This window comes from Rossellomorea arthrocnemi (assembly GCF_904424705.1).
GTDB classification, from domain to species: Bacteria; Bacillota; Bacilli; order Bacillales; family Bacillaceae_B; genus Rossellomorea; species Rossellomorea arthrocnemi.
Window position 1 is genome coordinate 190,535 of sequence record NZ_CAJGBF010000006.1, and the last position, 20,620, is coordinate 211,154.

A 20,620-nucleotide genomic window follows, 5' to 3' on the forward strand; every position below is an offset into this window, starting at 1 on the left:
ATTAACCCGATCATGAAATGAAATATGGAAATTCATTATAATCTTACCAGTGTACTTGAAGTTTATTGCCATTTGGGTCATAAAAGTGGAAAAAGGCATGGCCATTCTCTTCTTTTATCTCTTCGACCTTTACTTGATTATCCATTAAGTGTTGATGAAATTTAGATAATTCTGGACTTGTAAAGCCGATGCTAAATTCTTGTTCATTATCAATGGTAAAATGTGCAAATGTTTCATCTTCCGTAGGAACTAAGATTAGTAGGAAAGGTCCTTCATTTACTTTTATAATCGCACGTTCCTCAGTAATGTTTACGAACTGAAGCCCTAATACATCTCTATACCATTGTGCAGACAGTTCTAAATCTTTTACAGGAATTCTAATATAATGTACTTGTTCAATAAATGATTTACCCATATCCTTCTCTCCCTTTATTTAATGTATAGTACAAGCGTCTTTTGCATTTTCAAGAGCAACATCATTTAATAAGGCAGTTTTCGTAAACAATGTTGCTTTTGACGAAGCGAGTAAGTGGTTGATTACAGCGAGAAGTGCTCGCTTTCCTTGGGCAAAATGCTGAGGAGCCTCGACCGAACGTCCGTGGAAAGCAGAGCAGTTCCCTTCACCCTCCGTCACACACTCAATGACAGAGCATTTGTAAATCATAGTCTGTGTAAGAATAATAGCAATTCCGACACCGTGAGGTACATATTACCTCTATGTTTTATTCAATTCTCAATCGGTCTTCCATACCTAACGAGGACATGCCATAATAGCTTTAATTCCTGCAGGACTTCCTCATACGTTCCCCGTTCACTCCAAGCGTCTGGATTCTGTTTCAAGTCCATGACCGCCAGCCCGATTGTGTGAGCATCTATTTCATTTTTCAGTGCGATCCGGTTTGCCAATGAAGGCATGGATGGTCCTCTGAAGTCAGCGGGAACGTCATCCACATGAAGGATAAAACCCATATGCCATGTAAGATCGATGGAATACTTCACACACAGTTGCTCCAGGGTTCTGCCGACACTTGTATTCTTGAAGGAAGGGTCAGCAACAAGTACATCTACATCTTCTTTAAGAGAGATTGGCCCGTGAATCTGGGATTCTATATAGTGATTCAGGTTTCGTGAGGGTACTCTACCTTTCAAACCATGTTTAAGATGATTCAATAAATGATGAATGAGATTCCCCGGAGTCACATTCTTCTCTCCAAGTGCAAAATCTCTTAAAAATACTTCTTCCAGGAGAGCAGCCATGATCATATCAAATGCTTGATACGTACCCTTCTCCAAAGGGTTTTGATGAGAGTCCAAGTATGTAAAGGTAGAACGGGATGATACTTTAGGCGACAACAAAAAATAGCATGAGCCAAAACGCGGAGACGGTCCATCCGGATGTAACATGAGGTTCAATGCCCCATATTTAGGGCGGTCACACATTAATGCCCCTTCCATTTGATAAGCCCCTCCAAAAATGCTCTTTTCCCACAAATCCCGGTCACCACCTGAATCTGGAGACACCTTCCCATTTGATATCAATGTTTCAAATTGACTCTTATATTCCCCATGTGTAAGCAGGGAGTCAGCGACGGTATTCATAGTAGAGGTCGGTCGATCCGGATGAAAGTGCAAGCCAATATGTGCATAAGACTTTATATGATGAATAGCTTCTTCAAACAAATCAACTGAAATATTGGACATGTTCAATATATGGTTGATGGCAGCCCTGGCTTCCTCTTTGTGCTCTTTTGCATATCTAGTAAAATAAAGTAACGCCTCTTGCTGTGACGATGTTAATTTCATAGAGAAACGACTCTCCTTACTGATTCCAAATAACGATCATCCGTTATTTCTCCCATAACTCAATCAGCCTGCCTTCTGGATCTTTAATCCAAATAAACTTGCCAAATTCACTAACCTCTTTTTCCTTTGCAAGAGGTACACCGATTTGATTTAGATGCTCAATCGTTTCGTTAAGATTATGCACTTGAAAATTTACCATTACCTGCTGCTCAACCGGAAAGTACGCATCCTCTTCTGTAAAGAAAGAAAAGATCGTTTCTGTTTCTGACTGGGGTTTAATCATGGTTCCATTCCAGTCTTCCATTTCAAGCTTCAGCACTTCTTTATACCACTTTTTCATAGCATCCAGGTTGTTCGTCCTCCAAAATATACCACCGATTCCTTTTATCAAAAAATCGCTTCCTTTCATTTTTGCCCTTATGTATAAGTTCAAGATATTAAGACATAATCCTTCTTTAACCCAAACCGGCAAATAAAGAATTCGTACACCTTTCTTACCTTAGGAATCATTTCACCAATCCTTTTCCATGATGATGAAATGATATTCTTGCCCTCTTATCGTGTTTTGAAAACCTCCCTTTCTTTTAAAGCCTGCCTGTTCATACACTTTCATCGCCCGCTTATTAAAATCAGCAACGGCCAGCTCTAAGTGGTCATACCCAATCAGCGCTCTTCCTTGTTCTATGATGGCTTGTATAAACCTTAGCCCCTTCCCGTTCCCTGTCAGAGAAGGTCGCATTTGAACCCCAACAGCTAAAATCTTTTCAGGGGCTTCCCCCACATGAAAGAATTCACAATTGCCCACTAATCCACCTTGATCATCCACGACGGAATAGAAATGATCCTTATCCACACTTTGAAGAAATCCGTTTATCTTTTCCTCTTGTATATGATTATCGTAAAAAGAATACACTCCATCATACGTCCAAGTCGTAAACTCATAGACATCTTCTTTTGTTCTCTTCCTAATGGTGTAGCTCATATATGTTCATCCCCTTTTCATGGTTACCATTCATTTTATACCCGGGGGAATCATCACGCTTCCTAATGTACGGTTATGTGGTAATCTTGAGACAGAAAAAATAAGCTGAGACAAAACTAAATCGATCCTATCTAAAGACGAACAATTCATAAAAAAATAGTCTTTAGAATCACTTGTTACACCGCTGATGATTTCCGTGCAAGACTTCGCTTTCCTCGGGCGGAAGGCGAGCCTATTCCGCTTTTCCCGCAGGAGTCTTCGTCTTGCACTCCAATCAACAGCTAGAACCAGCTATATACACCAAGTATGCTTTATTAAAAATAATAAAAATCCGAACGATTTCGAATGATCGTTCGGATTTTTCTTAGACTAAAGCACTTTTGTCCCAGCCTCAGGATTGGAAGAGCTTATTCTTTTTGCTTATAGATGATTCTTTCAATACTCTTGATCGAAAGGTGATTTTCTGCAGCTAGTTGACTCTTAGCAGCCCCATTCAGGTAGTTATGATAAATGCACCGATCTCTGTCATTAAGGGCTTTTCTTGTCCCGTTTTTTTCACCCCAGGAAAGCTTATTCTCTCGCTTTCTTGGTATATATAGATAATCTCCATCCACGTAGTCCTGGATTAGCTGTATCAGGTCTTTCGGTAACACATCGCCGGCTTTTTTATATTTCATACGTATCCCTGCTTTCTTATCATGTAGTCATAAGAAATCGCAAAGACCGCTCATTGTTTTATATTGTTACATTCTTAATAGCAGCCTTTGCCACTAGCAGGAGAACAATTTCAGGTTGGGATATTTACCCATATAAACACCTCCTATTAATCTATTAAAAAGAAACAAAACAGCAGCAGCACCTGAAGCTTGCCTTCAGGTATTGCCATGTTAACTTCATACCAATTATTTCAAAACCGAGTAGCTTACTCAAGAAGAATTTTCTCAAAAAAGGGGGGGTTACATGTCTACACGTATGTCAAATCACATGTAGACTGCATAACGTTATTGGGTGGATCCTATCATTACATTTATTGAAGTTTACGGGGGTTATTGTCCAAAAGTAAAACCAGTTAAATAGTTTCCTCATCTCGATGTAAATTCATCACTTCCAACAATTGGTGGAAAGATACATCATTCATGGAGTTCAATCTTTGTTTCACACTTGGAAACTCCAGATGCCTGGTCGTATGATTGGGGACGATGATACATGTCAAACCAGCCTCCACTGCAGCCAATGCGCCGTTTGCAGAATCTTCAAACGCAAGGCACTCAGAAGGTAAGACACCCAGGTCTTCTATAGCCAATTTGTATAAAGTGGGATCCGGCTTTACGAATTCCACGTCATCAGCTGTTCTAATCGTTTCAAAATAATCGATTAAATGCAGGTTCGATAAATGATTTGTTACCCACTTGTTGGTAGAACTGGATGCCAGTCCAATTCTCAGCCCTTTCGCTTTCGCGGCATTCAAGTATTCAATGACCCCTGGACGTGCTTTGAGTGTGCTTACCCGTTCTGAAAACTTTTGCTGGTTCTGGACTATCCAGAGATCCCGGTCTACCTTCTCTGAGACAAGTTCTCTTTCTAACAAATCAAATATAGAGAATTTGCTTTTTGAACCGATGTTTTTAATCCATTCTAAATAGGGAAATTCAATCTCATGGTCATTAAACATTTCTTGATATATTTCCACATGAAGGGTTTCCGTGTCTAATATCAGCCCATCAAAATCAAAAATAACTGCTTTATACATCCCTTTCATCCTTTTTATTTAATTTTGGTCAATGATATGTTCCAAACTTAATTTCACCCGTTCTGCTATTAAATAATATTTTGAATAATGAACAGGTGCATTATCTTCACCGTAAATGACTTTATCCACCAATATGAGCATATTTAAGCTATTTACCTTTAAGTGTCCTTGTAATTCTTCATCAGGATGAACAAACTCCAGGTTTTTATTTACTTTTTTAAACTCCACTCCATAATGATCATGAATAATGGTGAACGTTGAACTTTCAGGAGTGATTTTTTTTTCGATGCCTGGATAAAGGGCAGTCGGTAAATAGGCATAGTCCAAGCTTAGTGCCTGATCATTGCGGTAAACTTTTCTTACCAGTTCTATATACTCATCGTATTGATTGTCAAAGATCCGGTCTAAATCCTTATTACTGTCCACTCTCTGGATTGAAATGATATCCTTCGTAATGGTATCATTATCCGTTGTTAATCCTTCTGAAAAACCTTGTAAATCCAACAAATGAATTTCCTTTCGTGGAGCACTTACAAATGTTCCTTTGCCTCTAACAATTTTTAGTGTGCCTTCCTCTACTAATTCCTTGATTGCCCGTCGAATGGATATACGGCTGGCCTTAAACAAATCTCCCAGCTCTTTTTCAGTAGGGATCCGATCACCTTCTTTTAATCCATGGCTATCAATATATTGTGTCAGACCGGTCATGATTTCTTCATATAGGTAAAGCTGGTCTCGATTAAGATTGTCTTTTTCCATTGTCAACGCCTCAATATCTCAATTTTACAATAATTATACATGAACCTCAGCTGAAATAAAATGAATTACATCTTTGCAGGGTAGCCAAACCCTCCATACTCTTGACATGTCTTTTCAGCAGAAACAGTGCCTTTTTCAATTGCCTTTTCCATGTCGCCGCTCTTCACATATTCGGTGAGAAAGCCGGCAATCAAACTGTCACCTGCCCCCATTGTATCGACCACATCAATACTTCGTAACGTTTGTTTGTAAATGTTTTGGTTATGAACAAATACTGCAGGTTCTCCTCCCCTTGTTAAACCAATAATATCAAAGTTGAAATGGGCGAGGCTTTCAATAAATCCATTTAGTTCTGCTTCTGATAGTTCTGCGGCCGAGAAGAAAGCATATGACACATATGGAGCAACGGTTGAGATATATTCCAGATCTTTTCGATTTGAAAAGTCATACGACACCTTTATCTCTTTCGCAATCTTATCAAGTTCACTTTCCATTGAAGAATAGCAGCTCACATGGCATATATCGAATTGCTTAAGGTATTCCAGCTCCTCCTGAATAAGTTGAATTTTAAATCGATGTTGAACTGTGTCTTTAGGACCGCCAACAAACACCCTGTCGTTATCTTCTGTAAGCGCCACTTTTGGCTGGCCGGTAATGCCAAGAGCCTCCCTTGAGAAGTGGAAGTCTATTCCCTCTTCCTGCATTGCCGCCTTTATATGAGCAGCCGGTTCATCTGTTGCAAAGATACCAATGTAGCCAACAGTGCTCGCGCCATTGCGTTTAGCATTCACAGCGACATTCACACAATTCCCGCCTGGAAAATATTCGTTACGATCCAAATAACAGTCTACAACATTGTCACCAATTGCAAGTAGTTTCATAGGTCACTATCCTTTCACCGAGCCTTCTGATAGGCCCCGCACTAAATATTTTTGTAGAAAAATCAATAAGATAACCATCGGTACAGAAGCAATAACCATTCCTGATAATAAGACACCCCAATCGGTTCTTAACGCATCCCTGAAGACCATTAAGCCAGATGGAATCGTTTTCAATTCACTGGAATTGATGAATACAGTTGCAAATAAGAACTCGTTCCATGCATAAAATGCGTTAATAATGACAGAAGTAATGACGATTGGAATAGATAAAGGCAAGTAAATTCTCCAATAGATCCCAAACTCACTGCATCCATCAATTAAGGCAGATTCTGATAGCTCTTTTGGCACAGTGATGAAAAAAGCGCGAATGAGGATAATCGTAAGAGGAAGTCTATAAGCAACATACGTTAAGATTAACGCCCATCTCGTATCTATTAAGTTAAAGAATGTTAAAATCTCAAACAATGGAATAAGAGCAACCTCCGGATTCATCATCAAACCGCCAATGATAAATAGAAGAGCCGCATCAATCCATCGATTCCGATATCGGGCCAGAACAAAGGCAGCCATCGTACCGGTCATTACCGTAAGAAGGATAGAAAATCCTGTCACATACGCACTATTCACAAAGTAGTTTTGGATCCCTTTTTCCCATGCCAGTTTGTAATTTTCAAAGTGCCATTCACTGGGTAGTGCCCAAACATTTGAATAAATTTCTTGATAACTTTTAAAAGAAGAGATAAACATCCAAAAAAGTGGGTATAAGATCATCAAGGCGAAAATCAATAATCCAAGAAAAATTACATTTCTGGAAATACGTGTTTTAAGAGGCATGTACTGTCTTTGAGCAGCAGGGAAAATTGATTTTTCAGTTTTAACCGTTTCTATTTTCATCCTCAATCTTCCTTTCCTGTTTTAGACACTTTGATTTGGACTAGTGCAAAGACAGCCGACAACAAAAACATGAGTGTAGCGATCGAAGAAGCATACCCCATATTGTCCTTAAAAAATCCATTTTGATACATATGGACGGCTAGTGTCATCGAACTGTTGCCAGGTCCTCCATTGGTTAAAATGTATGGTTCATTAAAGACCAAAATGGAACCAGTGACTGTAATCAACAGGTTAACAAACATCGTTTCCTTCACTTGAGGGAGAGTGATATGAAAGAACTGACGGACCTTCCCTGCTCCATCTATGTGGGAAGCTTCATATAATTCATGAGGAATCTTTTGGATAGCGACAATGAACAGCATCGTTATTAAGCCAATACTTTGCCATTGGGACATGGCAATGACACTATAAATAGCAGTCGTTGAATGACCAAGCCATGGTTTTGCCAGATCACCAAGTCCGATTAAATCCATAAAGCTGTTTAACAAACCGATTTGCGGATTATAAACAAAGCCAAACAAAAGTGCGATGACTGAGATGGAAATCATCACCGGGATAAAATAAATGACCCGGAGTGCTGGAGCGACTTTGCGAAACAACTTGTCTTCGAGAATACTTGCCAATATTAAGGCAAAAAATATCTGAAAGATCACTGATATCGCTGCATATTTCAGATTGTTTAAGAATGCGATTCCGACCACTTCATCCTGGAATAATTCTTTTATATTGCTTAGACCAACAAAGCTTTTTGAATCTGAAAATACACTGAAATCAAAGAAGCTGTTATAGAAGTTTTGAATCAGTGGTATGTAAATGAAAACGCCTAAAAATAGGACGGTTGGTAAAAGGAATAAAATTGGCGTCAAAGACATTTTTTTCAAATTCATACGAACACCCACTTTCAACTATAATGAGAAAGCCCCGACACCCGAATGTCAGGGCCCTCCCTTTTACTCACTTATTTTGGCTGCTTCTTTTTGAACTTCTTTCATAATCGCTTCTGGCGTTTTTTGTTTCGTAGCCAGTTCCTGGCCACCTCGCATAAAGATATCGGCAATCGTGATATCAACGGCGTTATCAAACCATGGTGCTGTATTCGATGCATCTAACACAATTTGATACGCTTCATAGCTGGTAGGACTGGTATTCTCTTCTGTGACACCATTTTTCACAGCATTTAATTGACCATCTGCTTTCGTAAATTCCTGAGCAGTTTCCTCAGAAGTCAAGAATTTCAAAAATTCAACCGCTTCTTTTGGCGCATCCTTGCTTAGCATCCAGCCTTCAGGAGCACCGGTCAGGGAATCAGCTCGTCCTGCTCCGTCCGTTACTTCAGGGAAGTTGAAGAAACCAATTTCGACATCCCCAATGTCCTGAACCAAACCTACTTCAGCAAATTGCATATACAGTATTGGCACTTCTCCTGCAGCAAACATATTTCTGGCTGCTTCATGATCAATAGCGGTAGAAACATCTCCCATATATGCAGTTAAATCCTGGAATATCTCCAACCCTTTAATATATCCTTCATCTGTATATGGAGAAGCACTTTCCAACTTATAGTCTGCCTCGCGAACTTCAGGATCCACCACACGATCAAAGATCGTACCCATATAGTGAGAAATAGCCCATGCATTTGTTAACCCTTCTACAAGAGGGGTTTCATATCCAGCCGACTTTAATTGATCCAATGCTTCAATCATCTCATCGTATGTCTCTGGAACTTTAATATTATTTTCCTCAAAGATTTGTTTGTTATAGAAGAAGGCTTTTCCATCTACTGTGAATGGAATACCATATGTTACGTCATCAAACGTAAACCCTTGATACTGTGATTCAAGAATATTTCCACTCCATTCTTTATCTTCACTGATGATGTCATCTAGTTCTTTGATCCGACCGGAGCTGACTAGATTTTCAGCAAAAGAATCTGACCATGAAGAGAAAATATCAGGCAGACCATCATTTGATACTAAAACTCTTACCTTTTCTTTATAAGAGTCATTTAAAACAGAATCGACATTAATGGTGACTCCAGGATGAGATTTCTCAAACTCTTTGATTTTCTCATCATAGAATGATTTTCTCGGTTCATTCGGCCAACGATGAAAGAAATCAATAACGACCTCACCTTCTTTAGATGCGGAACTTGATTCAGATGAGTTACACCCTGCCAGAATACTAGCCGCTGTTAAGCCTACTAGAAGAAAGCTGAACATTTTTTTCATATTATCGCCTCATCCATACCATTATTTTTAATAATAGATTTTACACCAAGTCATTCACAATTAATACTCCATTTTCCACATATATCTTCTTACAGATAGCGGGTGGCCTGTATATTCTGCTAATCCATCCGCGTATAGTCTCATGACAGGACCGGCCAAGGCTGGACCAAAATACTCTTTCAAATCATCATCCACACCACTGTAATCAAATTTGCTCACGTCTACTACTTCTACTTTCTCACTGTATTTAGTGACGAAATCCAGCGCACGTTGATCTAATGGCTTACTTGGACCTTCACCAATAATCATAAGGAAAGGCACATCATAGTCTGTGATTTCAAAAGGACCGTGGAAATATTCCCCTGAATGAATCGCATTTGAATTGATCCATAACATTTCCATTAGAAGGCAGCTAGTGAATGAGTATGCATGATGGATATAAGCGCCGCTTGCCATCGTATAAATGGTTTTCTCTCTCTTATTCCGTTTACCAAATTCAAATGCTGCTTCTTTATGCTTCTCCTGATTCGTTTCGATTAATTCTCCAAGATTGCTTAACTGATCAATTCCTCTCTCATATTTTTCATCACCTGTGAAGGTTTTCAACAGCTTGAAAATGAATGTGTAATAAATTCCGATTTCACCATCAATGGCATTGGATCCATCTTTATAATTGTAATGAAGGACATGTTCTGCTTCTTTGCATAGGGGAGATTCTACATCCATAGAGATGGCAACAGTGAGAGCACCTATGTTTCGGGCATATGTAGCTGCTTTCACTGTTTCTGGTGTTGTTCCGGAGTGAGAACGTAAAATAACTAAACTGTTTTCATTCAACGCTTTAGGATTCAAGTGAACAAATTCATTAGAAGTATACACAAAGCTTGGTTTTCCAGTATCTTTTGTAACGAAATAATCACCAAAGGATAATGATGCCATTGATCCGCCGCAAGCTACGAAAAAAACATTTTGAATATTTTTCTTCTCAATTGCGTTCATTACATGTTGAATTTGATTAACATGTTCTTCCTTCATTAATGCTCCCTCCTTTCCATGATTTTTAATTGCTGATTGGGATAATGAATGTGTCATAAAAGCACCTCCGAGATTTTATGATGTCTCATAACATCATATTGTAAATTATAATACGTCATATGACGTTATAGGTCAACAGTATATTTAAAATTTTCTTACTATTTTTAATATACAAAATACGACAGATTTCACATTCGCCTTCGTCATCAGCAAATGAACGATCCCGAAGCATATAAAGAAGAATGATTCTGAGAAGTACTTAAAATATTCTTAAGCTTATCTTCGAACTCTGCAGCAATTGATTTTATTAGTTTTTCTTAAACATAAGCTTCCGTCCCTAAAGTGTCTCTAATATTTTTAAGAAGTGTGTAGATAATATAGTTATTAAACAATAATGGAGGACATCATGGATAAAAGTTCTTTTAATAAAAAAGAGATTGAGGAGCATCAGCAAAATAAACAGTTAACCGCAGCGGAATTAGCTGATTTATTTAGTAATTTTATGGGAGATTCTTTGTTTAGTTGTGTGTTTGAGCATTATCTTCAGGTGGTGCAGGATGACGAAGTTAAAGATTATGTGGAGTTTGCATTAGGACTCTCCAGAAGACACATCGAGGAAATTAGCACTATTTTCAGAATGGAAAAAATACCTGTACCTGTTGGGTTTGGAGAACAGGATATTCGAAAAGGAGCTCCCCGTCTATTTAGTGATATGTTCATGGTGTTTTATATTACTCAAATGGCGAGTTCCTCGCTAATGATTTATGGAAGTGCTTTTTCAACTGCCACTCGTCAAGACATAATGAATTATTTTAGAAACGCTATAAGCGAATCAGCAGAAACTTATGAAAGAGGGAAGCATTTATTACTCTCAAAAGGAATGGATATAAGTTCTCCAACGATTCCTTATGCAAATAAGGTTGATTTCGCAGAAAAAAAATCATTTATTTCTATTATCACAGGAAGGGACCGTCCACTTACAGCTAATGAGATTAAGCAATTGCAATATAATATTAATACCAATATTTTAGGTAAATCCTTAATGTTAGGCTTCAGTCAGGTTGCCTCTTCAGAGAAGATAAGAAAATACTTTCGAGAAGGAGCAGAACTTTCAGGTAAACAAATTATGAGTTTCGCTACTCATTTAACAAATCAGGACTTACCCTCTCCTAAGTTGACTGATGCACTTGTAACAGACTCAACCTCTTCTCCTTTTTCAGATAAACTTATGTTGTACCACGGATCGGTAGCAGGAAACATTGCCCTCTCTAACATGGGTACTGCTCTCTCACAAATGACTAGACATGACATAACAGGAGAGTTAATGAAGTTCATCCCTGTCATTGGGAAGTATAATAATGATGGATTAAATATGATGATAGAACATGGCTGGTTTGAAGAGCCCTTTACTGCTGCAGACAGAAAAGCACTTTCAAAATCATCAAACAGGAGTCAGGCATAAAAATTTTTTATTTTAAAGTCATTTAACTATATTACTTCAATAAAAAGTAGGTAGGTAAAAATGTGAATAAGAACGCATTAGAAAAATTACTATGGTCTATTGCCTTACCTGGTTTTGGCCAATTATTAAATCGAAAATATATAAAAGGGATCTTGTTGATTGTTCTCGAGATCATTGTTAACCTCCAATCCAATTTTAATGAAGCAATTCTTTCAAGCTTTAATGGAAATACTCACACTTCTATCAATGAAATCGATTTCCAATGGCTTATGTTTTACCCATGTTTATATTTTTTTTCAATGTGGGATGCGATTAAGGATGCAAATGAAGGAGTAAAAAGTTCTCCCTTTTTATTTCTCCCCTTTGTTTTTTCAGCATATTTTGTCACTGTTGGTTTGATTTATTCGAGTGAAGTGACAATTTTTCATGTTTTTTTAGGCCCCGTTTTTTTACCGATGTTATGTGTAATTCCAGGTATCATTACAGGACTAATTGTAAAAAAATTAGTCAAATGATTCATAAGAGAAGAATGCTGAATTGTTTTTCAGTCTTAATTAGCAACCAGACCGTCATGCTGTGCCTTGCTTAAAAAACGATAATAAAGGTAGTTTTTCACTTTACGGTTTTGGAAAAGAATAAAAAACGAAAGCCAGCGTGCTGCAAATAGAGCACACTGGCTTTTTTAAAATTTTTTTCAGAGACTTTTCACCCTGCGAACTCCACTGCTTGTCGAATCGCTTCCATCAAACTCTTTTCATCCGCAATCCCTTTACCAGCAATATCAAATGCTGTTCCGTGGTCTACGCTTGTACGAATGATTGGTAAGCCAACGGTAATATTTACTCCTGCATCAAGGCCAAGGACTTTCACTGGTCCATGTCCTTGATCGTGGTACATGGCTACAACGATATCAAAGTCTCCACGGACAGTACGGAAGAATAATGTGTCTGCTGGCAGGGGACCAACTACATCGATTCCTTCTCCTTGTGCTTTTTCTACACCTGGGATGACTTTTTCTTCTTCTTCTCCATATCCGAACAGTCCGTTTTCTCCAGCATGTGGGTTAATCCCACAAACGGCTATTTTGGGAGAATGAATGCCTGATTTTTTCAGCGTATCATGAGCAAGCTTAATAACATGATATACGCGCTCAGGGTTAATCATTTTTACTGAATCAATAATTCCTACATGTGTTGTTACATGAATGACCTTTAAATTAGGGGCTGATAACATCATGGAGAAGTCTTCAGTATTTGTTAAATCAGCCAATATTTCTGTATGACCGGGATATTTGTGGCCACCTTTGTGTAAGGCTTCTTTATTTAAAGGAGCGGTACATATTGCATCGATTTTGTTTTCCTTTGCTAACTCGATTGCTGTTGCTAAATATTCGAATGCCGCATGACCGGCTTCCGGTGACACTTGGCCAACAGGTAGATTTTCATCTAATAGATTCAAATCTAAGCAGTAGACGGTTCCGAAGTTGTAAGGAAGATCTTGAAAACGTTCAGCAGATACAGTTTCTATGATCAGCTCACTGTTTATAAAGCTCTTTGCTCTTTCAAGAATTTTGCTATCCCCTATTACAAGCGGACGACTCATCTCATACATTTCTTCTTTTTCTAAACTTTTTAATATAATTTCAGGACCAACGCCTGCTGCGTCACCCAGGGTAATGCCAATGATCGGTTTTAGTTGACTCATGATCTCACCTTTCTCTTTTTGGTCATATATTTCGATGCGTTTACTAATGATTGCTCATGTCCAAATCCACCAGCTTTTGTCACTGCCCAATAGCTGCGGTCTGTACTCCGTAATCGACCGTATGGGAGACCCGGCTCTACTTCAGAGTATAGCTCCATTTCGGAAATGTTTAATTCTGAGCAGACAGCCTTTGCTGTATCTCCACCTGTAAGGACCAAGCCTTGGATAGAAGGGAAGTTTTCTAAAAAACCTTTTGCCATCTGTCCGAGACCTTTCGATATTACTTCACTTATTTCTGTTAAGGTTAATCCAAGCTCTTCTCCAGCTTTTTTAGCGGATAATCGCTTTTCCTCAGAAGATTTCACATATAAAACATAGTGTGCATACTGAGAATTCTGTTTTAGTTGTGCAAGATAATGATCAAGCTTGAAAGTATTTTTCACTAAAGTAACCGGATCTACTTCTAAAAAGAAGGAATCCTGTAAAGATTCTACCTTACAAAGCTGTTGTCTCGTTACTTCAGATAAACTTCCAGATACAATCAACGTCTTTTCAATGTTGACTTCTTCCTGATAAGCCTTAGTTGAATTTGTTAGTTTAAGAGCTTCTGGTAAATATTCAATCAAACCTGCCGAACCTACCCAGACTGTTTTTTTGTGCAGGCTTGAAAATATGCTGCAAATCCTTTGCAGATCCTCTTCTGTTTCACTGTCACATACAAACCAGGTTACCCCTTGATCCAGGAAAGTATAAATGGTTTGGTTGATCTCTTCTTCCGATTGATGTAACATGCCTTCATCAACCAACGCGATTTCCCTGTCTTGATATTGCTTTAGCAATTCTGGAATAAACGCCTCTGTAACCGGGGTCTTCGGATCCTTGGAAAACTCTGTATCCGTAATTAACACACCATCTACAAAATGATTCCCCTGTATGGTTTGACGTTTCATTTTTGGAAATGCCGGTGCAATCACAACGATTTCAGGTTGATACACCTGTTCAACAGCCGTTAGTTCTGCCGCTATATTTCCTCTCAACGTTGAATCAACCTTTTTATAAAGATGAGGATAGCCTTCTCTTTGAAGGAATAATGCAGCTTGACTGGCTGCTTTATGTGCTTCTTCTTCCGTCAGTGCCCGACTATCTGTATCAACAATCAATACATCCGGTTTTATTGGTACAGATGCATTCTCATAATCAAACACAACGGTTGAAGAGAGATTCTTCTTTGCTAATTGTACTCCTGAATCATTCGCACCTGTTAAATCATCCGATATAATGCCTATTCTATTCTCCACTCTAATCACACCCTTAGACGTTTGCTTCTTTGACGTCTTCTTGTTCAAATTTATAGCCTTTTTTCTCTAATCGTTTTACGAGGAATCCAATATAAATAGGTAATAAAATGGCTGTAGTAACGGTCGATGCTGCAACTTGTACAGTAGCTATATCCACAACCGATGCAAAGCTTGCATTCGCAGCTGCAATTGCCGCCGGTGTTGCTACCGCATTTCCGGCTGTTGAACCTTCCGCAGCGCCGACAATCGGATTCCATTTCAAAGCTTTAAATACGAAATAACCGGCTGTACCTGTAACAAATACCGTTAATAACCCCAGAATAATACCTGCTAATCCACCTTCAAGAATGGCGCCAAAATCAATTCCCATACCGAGAGCAAATGCGAAGAATGGAATTAACATAGAGCTTCCTTTATCTAAGAACGAACGCATATCTTCGTCAAGGTTTCCTAATACCATACCTACAATGATTGGAAGTAATACAGAAATAAATGAAGTTAATGAGAACATACCATCAACAAAGCCCATTGCTCCGAAAATAGTTAACGCCATCATCGTTAAGAAAGGACCATCATTCAGCGCCAGTAGTGAATAAGCAGCCCGGTCTTCTTTACTTCCGTATTGACCGACTAATGCCACGAACAAACCACCATTACTGTTTGTCATTGCTGCGATAACTGCAATTGGAGCTAATCCTAACCATAAGCCATTGTCACCAGCCAACATGTAAGCGATTAATCCAAACACTGCACCTACTGCCCATTTTGTTCCTAATAGAGTTGCACCCTTACCAACTGAGACACCAAACGATTTCACATTAATTTGTGCACCTGTACATAATAGGAATAGAGAGATTAGTGTACCGGCACCATCCACGAACAATGCTTGAGTAAAGTTACCAATACGTAAAAGATCAGGGAAAAATGTATTAATTAATGCTGCAATTAGCAACGGTACAACCATCATACCTCCGGGAATTCGATCTAAAGTTGCTTTAATCTTCATTATTGTAACACTCCTTTTTATATTGTTTCAATATTAAACACTTAATATAGTAAGTAATCGTTTACAATGATTATTGTAATGGCTTACATAATATTTTGCAACACAATAATTTAAAAACGTTGTATTTTGCAACTACATAAAAATAAGCTGAAACATTTTACTGTTTCAGCTTTCTCCATAACGTGGAACGGTTGATACCTAATCGATCTGCGGCTCTTGTTTGATTATAATTTTCCTCTTCCATAATATGCTTAATGATTCGTTGTTCTATTTCCTCTAATGTACCAGAAAGAAATTCATTACCTTCCTTCATTCCTTCTGCGTCCTTTTGTTCATCTAAATGTTGTTGAATCAGCTTTTCCCCAATGACATAGCCTTTTTCCCCAAGAACGGCAGCATGAAGAAGTGACTTTAACTGCGCGACATTCCCCGGCCATGAATACTGTTCTAATAGATCGAAGGCACCTTCCTTCATCTTGATGACAGAAGTGCCAATTTGCCCGTGAAAAACCGCGATGAAATAGGTTGCCAACGGTTTAATATCTTCCTTCCTCTCTCTCAACGAAGGAAGATGAACCTTTAAACTATCTTCATGATAAACGAGTGAATGGTAAGCTTCCTCTTCATTAGTCAGGGATAACACAATGGTTAAATTCTTTCTTTGTAGCTTTTGGACAACGGATAAAAGCTTTTGTACTTCTTTCAGTGATAAAGTTTCTACCTCATTTATGTAAAGAGTGTAAACATCAGGATCAATTCCGTCCCGTATAGCTAACAAATCAGATGCGGAAATACTTGCATACAACCCTTTTCCGTTATTTTTCCGGTAGTGAATATACTGAGAGATCAATTTCTTTCCTGTCCCTTGTTCTCCTAAAAGCAGCCATTGGTTGATCTTCAAGCTTTTTTCAATCAAAATGACACATCTTTTCATTAACTGGCTGTTTGAAATGAGCATTGGCTGTTGGGAAATCGTCTCAATATGAAATCCTTGCTGATGTACCTGTTGGGTAAATGCTTCAGAGAACCAAAACAAGTAGTACGTGTGGTTATTTATTTCTTTCTGCTTCGTACTTAGTTTAATCCGTTGATTCCCATCCGTTTCGATCAAGTTCACTTCATTCTTACATTCATTTTCCTCTATCTGTTGATGAAGCCTACTAATGGGCAGCGGACACGCTTCAAAGTCGGTCCAACACTGATACATGATATTGCCATCCTGCGATAATACCATCATGTTTGATGAAGCTTCTTCTAAAAGAGAACGAAGGAAACTGATTTCCTCCTCCTGCCTTTGATGGAAGCGATAAACAGACTTTGCTTTTTGAAATGCTTCAAATATCGCTTCCCGTCCAGACTGAATGAGAATCCCTTCAAGACCATGCTTCATCGCAGCATCCATAGTAATAACATCACCCATAATAAGCTCATATCTCTCAAACTTAAGCTTCTCCACAAGTGAATCTACCTCTTTGGCCTCTTCCACTGTGAACACGTCAATTTCAATGTCAAGCAAGTCCGTGATCGCCTTTCCACCAAGCGTAATGTTCGAGAAACCCACAATCGCCTTTTTTCCTGGAAAATCATTCCCTAACGTCAAGACCCTCAACATATCATAACCAGATACTTGTATATCAATGACGGGGATATGGACCGCTTCTTCAATTAACTTTGATGTTCCACCGCGACTGATGATTACATCGAAGCCCCGTTCCTCTGCATCTTTGGCAACGGGAATGGCCTCCTGCAGGTTTGCAACCTCAATATGTATATCAAGTTCTTTATAATCAAGACGGCATTCTTCTAATAAATGAGTCATTGCCGGATAGGGAGCAATGATAAGTGTTTTAATTTTCATTGAATCACACCTGTTTTGTTTATTTAGCATGAAAAGTACTAGTACGTTCATTTTAACGGTTCTGATTGGATTAACCAAGTTAGAGATAGTCGATATATTTAAGCCTTATCCCGTTCAAGTCCAAATCCCAACTACTAACCGTCTCAAGTTACAACCTCTTCAAATTATTTACCTCCTTGCAAATATAATTACTCCTTTTTGAAAAGGATAGAAATATAGTTAAAAAGGGGGTAAATATGAGCTACCCAACTAAAGAAGAGATTAACAAAGTTGATAATCATTTAACAGAACTGAGATTGGAAAATTTCATTCACGATGACCTTTTAAGTCCCCAATGGTGGTTGTTATTAGCCCTATTAATCATCCCCTGGATCGTCTGGTGGATTTTAGTAGACAAATCAAGAATAAAACAAATTTGGCTTTTTGGTGTATTTATCTATCCTTGTCATTTATTTAGACGATATAGGCAGCGAGTTGAATTTATGGAATTACCCGATAAAACTAATTAACATCGTTCCACGACTAAATCCGGTTGATATTAGTGTCATCCCTGTGATGCATATGCTTATTTATCAATATTTTTCAAAGTGGAAGCCCTTCATCCTGGCGAATATTCTGATCTCCCTTTTCAATTCCTACATAGCCGAGCCTATCTTTGTGAAAATCAATATTTATGAATTAACAAATTGGAAATATACCTATTCCGTACCCATCTATATACTGAAAGCCATAGTCATAAAGTATTTCCTTGAAAAGGTTTTACTTATGAGCAAAAGGAATAGATAAAGACCTCTAGTAATAGAAGCTTGAAAGACTCGTCAATTGACGAGTCTTTTTGTCGGGAGAAGTAAATAAAGAAGCCTGCCGGTATAGTTATCCGGAGGCCGCAATTTTATACTTTAATTAATACTTTCCCCTCATAATCTCGACTTTCAATCAACTCATGTGCCTTGCCGGCATGACGTAAATCAAAGATCCTTGCAATGGGGAGCTTGACTTTCCCTGCTGAAAATAAATCTATGACCTTATTTGCTGCAGGACCCAATAATTCCGGTCGATGTTTCCTTGTCGTCCCCAAACTGAACCCTTTTACATTTCGGCATGAAGAGTGTACATCACTCGTTTTAAAGTGACCAGCTCTACCACTGCTGTTCCCGAATTGAACAAGGGTGCCATACAGTCTTAAACATTCCAGGCTCCTCGATGTGATTTCACCTGCAACTGAGTCGAAAATGACATGTGCCCCCTGGTTATGTGTATACTGAAGAACTTCTTCTGCAAACGAGTCGTATGTACAAACCAGATCTGCTCCTGCACTCTTCACATACTGTTCCTTCCTCAAGTTCCCAACAGTTGCGATGACCGTTTCAACTCCGGCGAGCTTTGCTAATTGAACGAGCATGGTGCCGACTCCTCCCGCTCCACTATGAATGACGATTGTATCGCTTTTTTTCACCTGTCCGATTTCGTGGAGGAGGAAAGAAGACAGGATTGATACAGTCGGCATGGCCGCCGCCTGTTCAAAAGAAAGGCTGTCCGGGATTTTGAATGCCAATTGTTTGTTGGCTTTTACATATTCGGCGTATGAACCGCCAATCGGAAAGGCAATGACACGGTCCCCGACAACAAAGCCTGAAGACTCCCCTGCTTCTACAATGGTACCCGCTGCATCCAGCCCAAGTGTGAAAGGAAAATCCCCACTCGCTTTGGTGCCTTTCCGAGACTTGATATCGGCATAATTCACACTCGTAAACGCCGTTTTGATCAGCACTTCATTCTCATTTATTTCCGGACACTCCACATCCCCTAATACCAGTACACCTGGATCCCCAAATCCATTTTGGATCACTGCTTTCATCATTGCCCCCCTTTTTTCAACCTCTCCTTTTCATTTTACTGTAAGGCATGGAGATTTGAATAATTGAAAAACTGAAAGGAAGGTTATAATAAATGGTTATGTTGAGGAAGATCAGAGGGTCGGGGCCGCTTTTTATTCAAGATTGACCTAAATTAAATAAGCTTGCAGACACATTGATAGCATCTGCAAGCTCTATTCTCTACCTACTCTTCATACTGCTCGTTTTCAACCGTTCCGTACTGACCATTCTCTGTATCGATGACTCCGCTCGTATACGAATCCATGATCTGTTGGCTCACCTGCTGGTTTGCATTTTCATCATACGTGAATTGCTCTTTCGGATCTTTCTTCTTCATGTCGTTTCCCCCTAAAAAATAAGTAGTCTATTCCCTTTTATTGTTCGAAAATTGGCTACAGATATAAGTGGGAAAATATAGTATGATAAATGTAAGGAGGGGATCACTATGAGTTTAAAATATCAGAACATATTAGTAGCTGTAGATGGATCAAAAGAAGCAGAATGGGCCTTCAAAAAGGCGATTGCCATTGCTAAACGGAATGATGCCATTCTTTCCTTGATCCACGTCATCGATACCCGCTCTTTCGCGGCTATCGAATCCTATGACCGCACAGTAGGAGAAAGAGCCATCAAGTATGCTGAAGAATTGTTAAATGAGTACAAAGCAGAAGCTGCAAACGCCGGGTTAACCAAAGTCAAAACCTATGTGGAGTACGGTTCCCCGAAAGTGATCATCCCAAGAGAAGCAACCAAGAACGTCAAAGCAGATCTTGTCATATGCGGCGCTACCGGACTCAACGCCGTCGAACGGTTCCTCATCGGAAGCGTATCCGAGCACATCACAAGAGCTGCCCACTGTGACGTACTGGTAGTAAGAACGGAAGAAGTGGAAGAGTGATTTATTATCTTTAATCCATTCAATAAAAGAAAGAAGCGGTTGAGGGAAAGTGCTTCACTAGACTAACATAATTAAATGGGACAATATAAAACACCTCCGAAATGGTACACTTATTACAAGTACTGAAAACGGAGGTGTTTTTGCATGGGCAAAAACGTATATTCAAGTGAGACGAAATGGGCCGT

Annotated in this window: 23 protein-coding genes; 5 read left to right on the forward strand and 18 right to left on the reverse strand. The window is 38.9% G+C overall.

Annotated elements, in window-relative coordinates; genetic code table 11:
- Positions 1 to 43 precede the first annotated feature (43 nt).
- The 12 genes from BAA9072_RS11145 to BAA9072_RS11200 all read right to left on the reverse strand — a co-directional run bounded on the left by BAA9072_RS11145 (position 44) and on the right by BAA9072_RS11200 (position 10,332).
- Positions 44 to 415, reverse strand: coding sequence for a VOC family protein (locus tag BAA9072_RS11145; RefSeq protein WP_201714745.1), 372 nt, complete (start codon positions 413 to 415; stop codon positions 44 to 46).
- A gap of 311 nt (positions 416 to 726) precedes the next feature.
- The gene (locus BAA9072_RS11150) at positions 727 to 1,803 is read right to left on the reverse strand and encodes a DUF3626 domain-containing protein (protein ID WP_201714746.1); all 1,077 of its coding nucleotides are present in this window, start codon (positions 1,801 to 1,803) and stop codon (positions 727 to 729) included.
- 43 nt (positions 1,804 to 1,846) lie between these two features.
- Positions 1,847 to 2,194: a VOC family protein gene (locus tag BAA9072_RS11155; RefSeq protein ID WP_201714747.1), complete on the reverse strand. Its 348-nt coding sequence runs from the start codon at positions 2,192 to 2,194 to the stop codon at positions 1,847 to 1,849.
- 120 nt (positions 2,195 to 2,314) lie between these two features.
- Complete coding sequence (locus tag BAA9072_RS11160; protein ID WP_201714748.1) at positions 2,315 to 2,785, reverse strand: GNAT family N-acetyltransferase; 471 nt, start codon at positions 2,783 to 2,785, stop codon at positions 2,315 to 2,317.
- Positions 2,786 to 3,192: 407 nt separating this feature from the next.
- Positions 3,193 to 3,462, reverse strand: a complete 270-nt coding sequence (locus tag BAA9072_RS11165; protein WP_201714749.1) for a CD3324 family protein — start codon at positions 3,460 to 3,462, stop codon at positions 3,193 to 3,195.
- Positions 3,463 to 3,854: 392 nt separating this feature from the next.
- Positions 3,855 to 4,535 (reverse strand): HAD family hydrolase, encoded by a 681-nt coding sequence (locus tag BAA9072_RS11170; RefSeq protein ID WP_201714750.1) that lies wholly within the window; start codon positions 4,533 to 4,535, stop codon positions 3,855 to 3,857.
- A gap of 18 nt (positions 4,536 to 4,553) precedes the next feature.
- On the reverse strand, positions 4,554 to 5,294 hold the full coding sequence (locus BAA9072_RS11175) for a GntR family transcriptional regulator (RefSeq protein WP_201714751.1): 741 nt from the start codon (positions 5,292 to 5,294) through the stop codon (positions 4,554 to 4,556).
- Positions 5,295 to 5,359: 65 nt separating this feature from the next.
- On the reverse strand, positions 5,360 to 6,175 hold the full coding sequence (locus BAA9072_RS11180; RefSeq protein ID WP_201714752.1) for a PfkB family carbohydrate kinase: 816 nt from the start codon (positions 6,173 to 6,175) through the stop codon (positions 5,360 to 5,362).
- A 6-nt stretch (positions 6,176 to 6,181) separates the two neighbouring features.
- Positions 6,182 to 7,069: a carbohydrate ABC transporter permease gene (locus BAA9072_RS11185; protein WP_201714753.1), complete on the reverse strand. Its 888-nt coding sequence runs from the start codon at positions 7,067 to 7,069 to the stop codon at positions 6,182 to 6,184.
- 2 nt (positions 7,070 to 7,071) lie between these two features.
- Complete coding sequence (locus BAA9072_RS11190) at positions 7,072 to 7,956, reverse strand: carbohydrate ABC transporter permease (protein WP_201714754.1); 885 nt, start codon at positions 7,954 to 7,956, stop codon at positions 7,072 to 7,074.
- 63 nt (positions 7,957 to 8,019) lie between these two features.
- Entirely contained in the window at positions 8,020 to 9,297 is a 1,278-nt protein-coding gene (locus tag BAA9072_RS11195; protein WP_201714755.1) for an ABC transporter substrate-binding protein, read from the reverse strand.
- A gap of 60 nt (positions 9,298 to 9,357) precedes the next feature.
- On the reverse strand, positions 9,358 to 10,332 hold the full coding sequence (locus tag BAA9072_RS11200) for an SIS domain-containing protein (protein ID WP_201714756.1): 975 nt from the start codon (positions 10,330 to 10,332) through the stop codon (positions 9,358 to 9,360).
- 406 nt (positions 10,333 to 10,738) lie between these two features.
- Between BAA9072_RS11200 and BAA9072_RS11205 the strand changes: the two genes are divergently transcribed.
- Positions 10,739 to 11,794: a DUF3231 family protein gene (locus BAA9072_RS11205; protein ID WP_201714757.1), complete on the forward strand. Its 1,056-nt coding sequence runs from the start codon at positions 10,739 to 10,741 to the stop codon at positions 11,792 to 11,794.
- A gap of 62 nt (positions 11,795 to 11,856) precedes the next feature.
- Positions 11,857 to 12,309 carry a hypothetical protein gene (locus tag BAA9072_RS11210; protein ID WP_201714758.1) on the forward strand — a complete coding sequence of 151 codons (453 nt, stop codon included), beginning with the start codon at positions 11,857 to 11,859 and terminating at the stop codon, positions 12,307 to 12,309.
- 190 nt (positions 12,310 to 12,499) lie between these two features.
- Here the strand turns inward: BAA9072_RS11210 and pdxA are convergent, their stop codons facing one another.
- The 4 genes from pdxA to BAA9072_RS11230 form a co-directional block, all read right to left on the reverse strand.
- Entirely contained in the window at positions 12,500 to 13,498 is a 999-nt protein-coding gene (gene pdxA, locus BAA9072_RS11215) for a 4-hydroxythreonine-4-phosphate dehydrogenase PdxA (protein WP_201714759.1), read from the reverse strand.
- Positions 13,495 to 14,796, reverse strand: coding sequence for a four-carbon acid sugar kinase family protein (locus tag BAA9072_RS11220; protein WP_201714760.1), 1,302 nt, complete (start codon positions 14,794 to 14,796; stop codon positions 13,495 to 13,497). Before BAA9072_RS11220 ends, pdxA begins: the two co-directional genes overlap by 4 nt.
- A 13-nt stretch (positions 14,797 to 14,809) precedes the next feature.
- Positions 14,810 to 15,802 (reverse strand): 2-keto-3-deoxygluconate permease, encoded by a 993-nt coding sequence (locus BAA9072_RS11225; RefSeq protein ID WP_201714761.1) that lies wholly within the window; start codon positions 15,800 to 15,802, stop codon positions 14,810 to 14,812.
- 157 nt (positions 15,803 to 15,959) lie between these two features.
- A complete protein-coding gene (locus tag BAA9072_RS11230; protein WP_201714762.1) occupies positions 15,960 to 17,660 on the reverse strand; it encodes a sigma-54-dependent transcriptional regulator in 1,701 nt (566 codons plus the stop codon).
- 236 nt (positions 17,661 to 17,896) lie between these two features.
- Here BAA9072_RS11230 and BAA9072_RS11235 point away from each other — a divergent pair, with 236 nt between their 5' ends.
- Together BAA9072_RS11235 and BAA9072_RS24680 are read left to right on the forward strand one after the other, a co-directional pair.
- Positions 17,897 to 18,169 carry a hypothetical protein gene (locus BAA9072_RS11235; RefSeq protein WP_201714763.1) on the forward strand — a complete coding sequence of 91 codons (273 nt, stop codon included), beginning with the start codon at positions 17,897 to 17,899 and terminating at the stop codon, positions 18,167 to 18,169.
- Entirely contained in the window at positions 18,087 to 18,446 is a 360-nt protein-coding gene (locus BAA9072_RS24680) for a CBO0543 family protein (protein ID WP_408015231.1), read from the forward strand. Before BAA9072_RS11235 ends, BAA9072_RS24680 begins: the two co-directional genes overlap by 83 nt.
- A 106-nt stretch (positions 18,447 to 18,552) precedes the next feature.
- Here BAA9072_RS24680 and BAA9072_RS11240 read toward each other — a convergent pair whose 3' ends face one another.
- Together BAA9072_RS11240 and BAA9072_RS11245 are read right to left on the reverse strand one after the other, a co-directional pair.
- The gene (locus BAA9072_RS11240; protein WP_330999285.1) at positions 18,553 to 19,521 is read right to left on the reverse strand and encodes a quinone oxidoreductase family protein; all 969 of its coding nucleotides are present in this window, start codon (positions 19,519 to 19,521) and stop codon (positions 18,553 to 18,555) included.
- Between the two features lie 200 nt (positions 19,522 to 19,721).
- The gene (locus BAA9072_RS11245) at positions 19,722 to 19,874 is read right to left on the reverse strand and encodes a hypothetical protein (RefSeq protein WP_201714764.1); all 153 of its coding nucleotides are present in this window, start codon (positions 19,872 to 19,874) and stop codon (positions 19,722 to 19,724) included.
- Positions 19,875 to 19,982: 108 nt separating this feature from the next.
- Between BAA9072_RS11245 and BAA9072_RS11250 the strand changes: the two genes are divergently transcribed.
- Positions 19,983 to 20,435: a universal stress protein gene (locus BAA9072_RS11250; protein WP_201714765.1), complete on the forward strand. Its 453-nt coding sequence runs from the start codon at positions 19,983 to 19,985 to the stop codon at positions 20,433 to 20,435.
- Positions 20,436 to 20,620 lie beyond the last annotated feature (185 nt).

Bases quoted from the DNA above. Each gene is read 5' to 3' on its own strand.
- BAA9072_RS11245 (WP_201714764.1), bottom strand. From the start codon at position 19,874: ATGAAGAAGAAAGATCCGAAAGAGCAATTCACGTATGATGAAAATGCA.
- pdxA (WP_201714759.1), bottom strand. From the start codon at position 13,498: ATGAGTCAACTAAAACCGATCATTGGCATTACCCTGGGTGACGCAGCA.
- BAA9072_RS11150 (WP_201714746.1), bottom strand. From the start codon at position 1,803: ATGAAATTAACATCGTCACAGCAAGAGGCGTTACTTTATTTTACTAGA.
- BAA9072_RS11250 (WP_201714765.1), top strand. From the start codon at position 19,983: ATGAGTTTAAAATATCAGAACATATTAGTAGCTGTAGATGGATCAAAA.
- BAA9072_RS11145 (WP_201714745.1), bottom strand. From the start codon at position 415: ATGGGTAAATCATTTATTGAACAAGTACATTATATTAGAATTCCTGTA.
- BAA9072_RS11235 (WP_201714763.1), top strand. From the start codon at position 17,897: ATGAGCTACCCAACTAAAGAAGAGATTAACAAAGTTGATAATCATTTA.
- BAA9072_RS11205 (WP_201714757.1), top strand. From the start codon at position 10,739: ATGGATAAAAGTTCTTTTAATAAAAAAGAGATTGAGGAGCATCAGCAA.
- BAA9072_RS11175 (WP_201714751.1), bottom strand. From the start codon at position 5,294: ATGGAAAAAGACAATCTTAATCGAGACCAGCTTTACCTATATGAAGAA.
- BAA9072_RS11170 (WP_201714750.1), bottom strand. From the start codon at position 4,535: ATGTATAAAGCAGTTATTTTTGATTTTGATGGGCTGATATTAGACACG.
- BAA9072_RS11160 (WP_201714748.1), bottom strand. From the start codon at position 2,785: ATGAGCTACACCATTAGGAAGAGAACAAAAGAAGATGTCTATGAGTTT.
- BAA9072_RS11185 (WP_201714753.1), bottom strand. From the start codon at position 7,069: ATGAAAATAGAAACGGTTAAAACTGAAAAATCAATTTTCCCTGCTGCT.
- BAA9072_RS11200 (WP_201714756.1), bottom strand. From the start codon at position 10,332: ATGAAGGAAGAACATGTTAATCAAATTCAACATGTAATGAACGCAATT.
- BAA9072_RS11230 (WP_201714762.1), bottom strand. From the start codon at position 17,660: ATGAAAATTAAAACACTTATCATTGCTCCCTATCCGGCAATGACTCAT.
- BAA9072_RS11165 (WP_201714749.1), bottom strand. From the start codon at position 3,462: ATGAAATATAAAAAAGCCGGCGATGTGTTACCGAAAGACCTGATACAG.
- BAA9072_RS11240 (WP_330999285.1), bottom strand. From the start codon at position 19,521: ATGATGAAAGCAGTGATCCAAAATGGATTTGGGGATCCAGGTGTACTG.
- BAA9072_RS11190 (WP_201714754.1), bottom strand. From the start codon at position 7,956: ATGAATTTGAAAAAAATGTCTTTGACGCCAATTTTATTCCTTTTACCA.
- BAA9072_RS11195 (WP_201714755.1), bottom strand. From the start codon at position 9,297: ATGAAAAAAATGTTCAGCTTTCTTCTAGTAGGCTTAACAGCGGCTAGT.
- BAA9072_RS11225 (WP_201714761.1), bottom strand. From the start codon at position 15,802: ATGAAGATTAAAGCAACTTTAGATCGAATTCCCGGAGGTATGATGGTT.
- BAA9072_RS11180 (WP_201714752.1), bottom strand. From the start codon at position 6,175: ATGAAACTACTTGCAATTGGTGACAATGTTGTAGACTGTTATTTGGAT.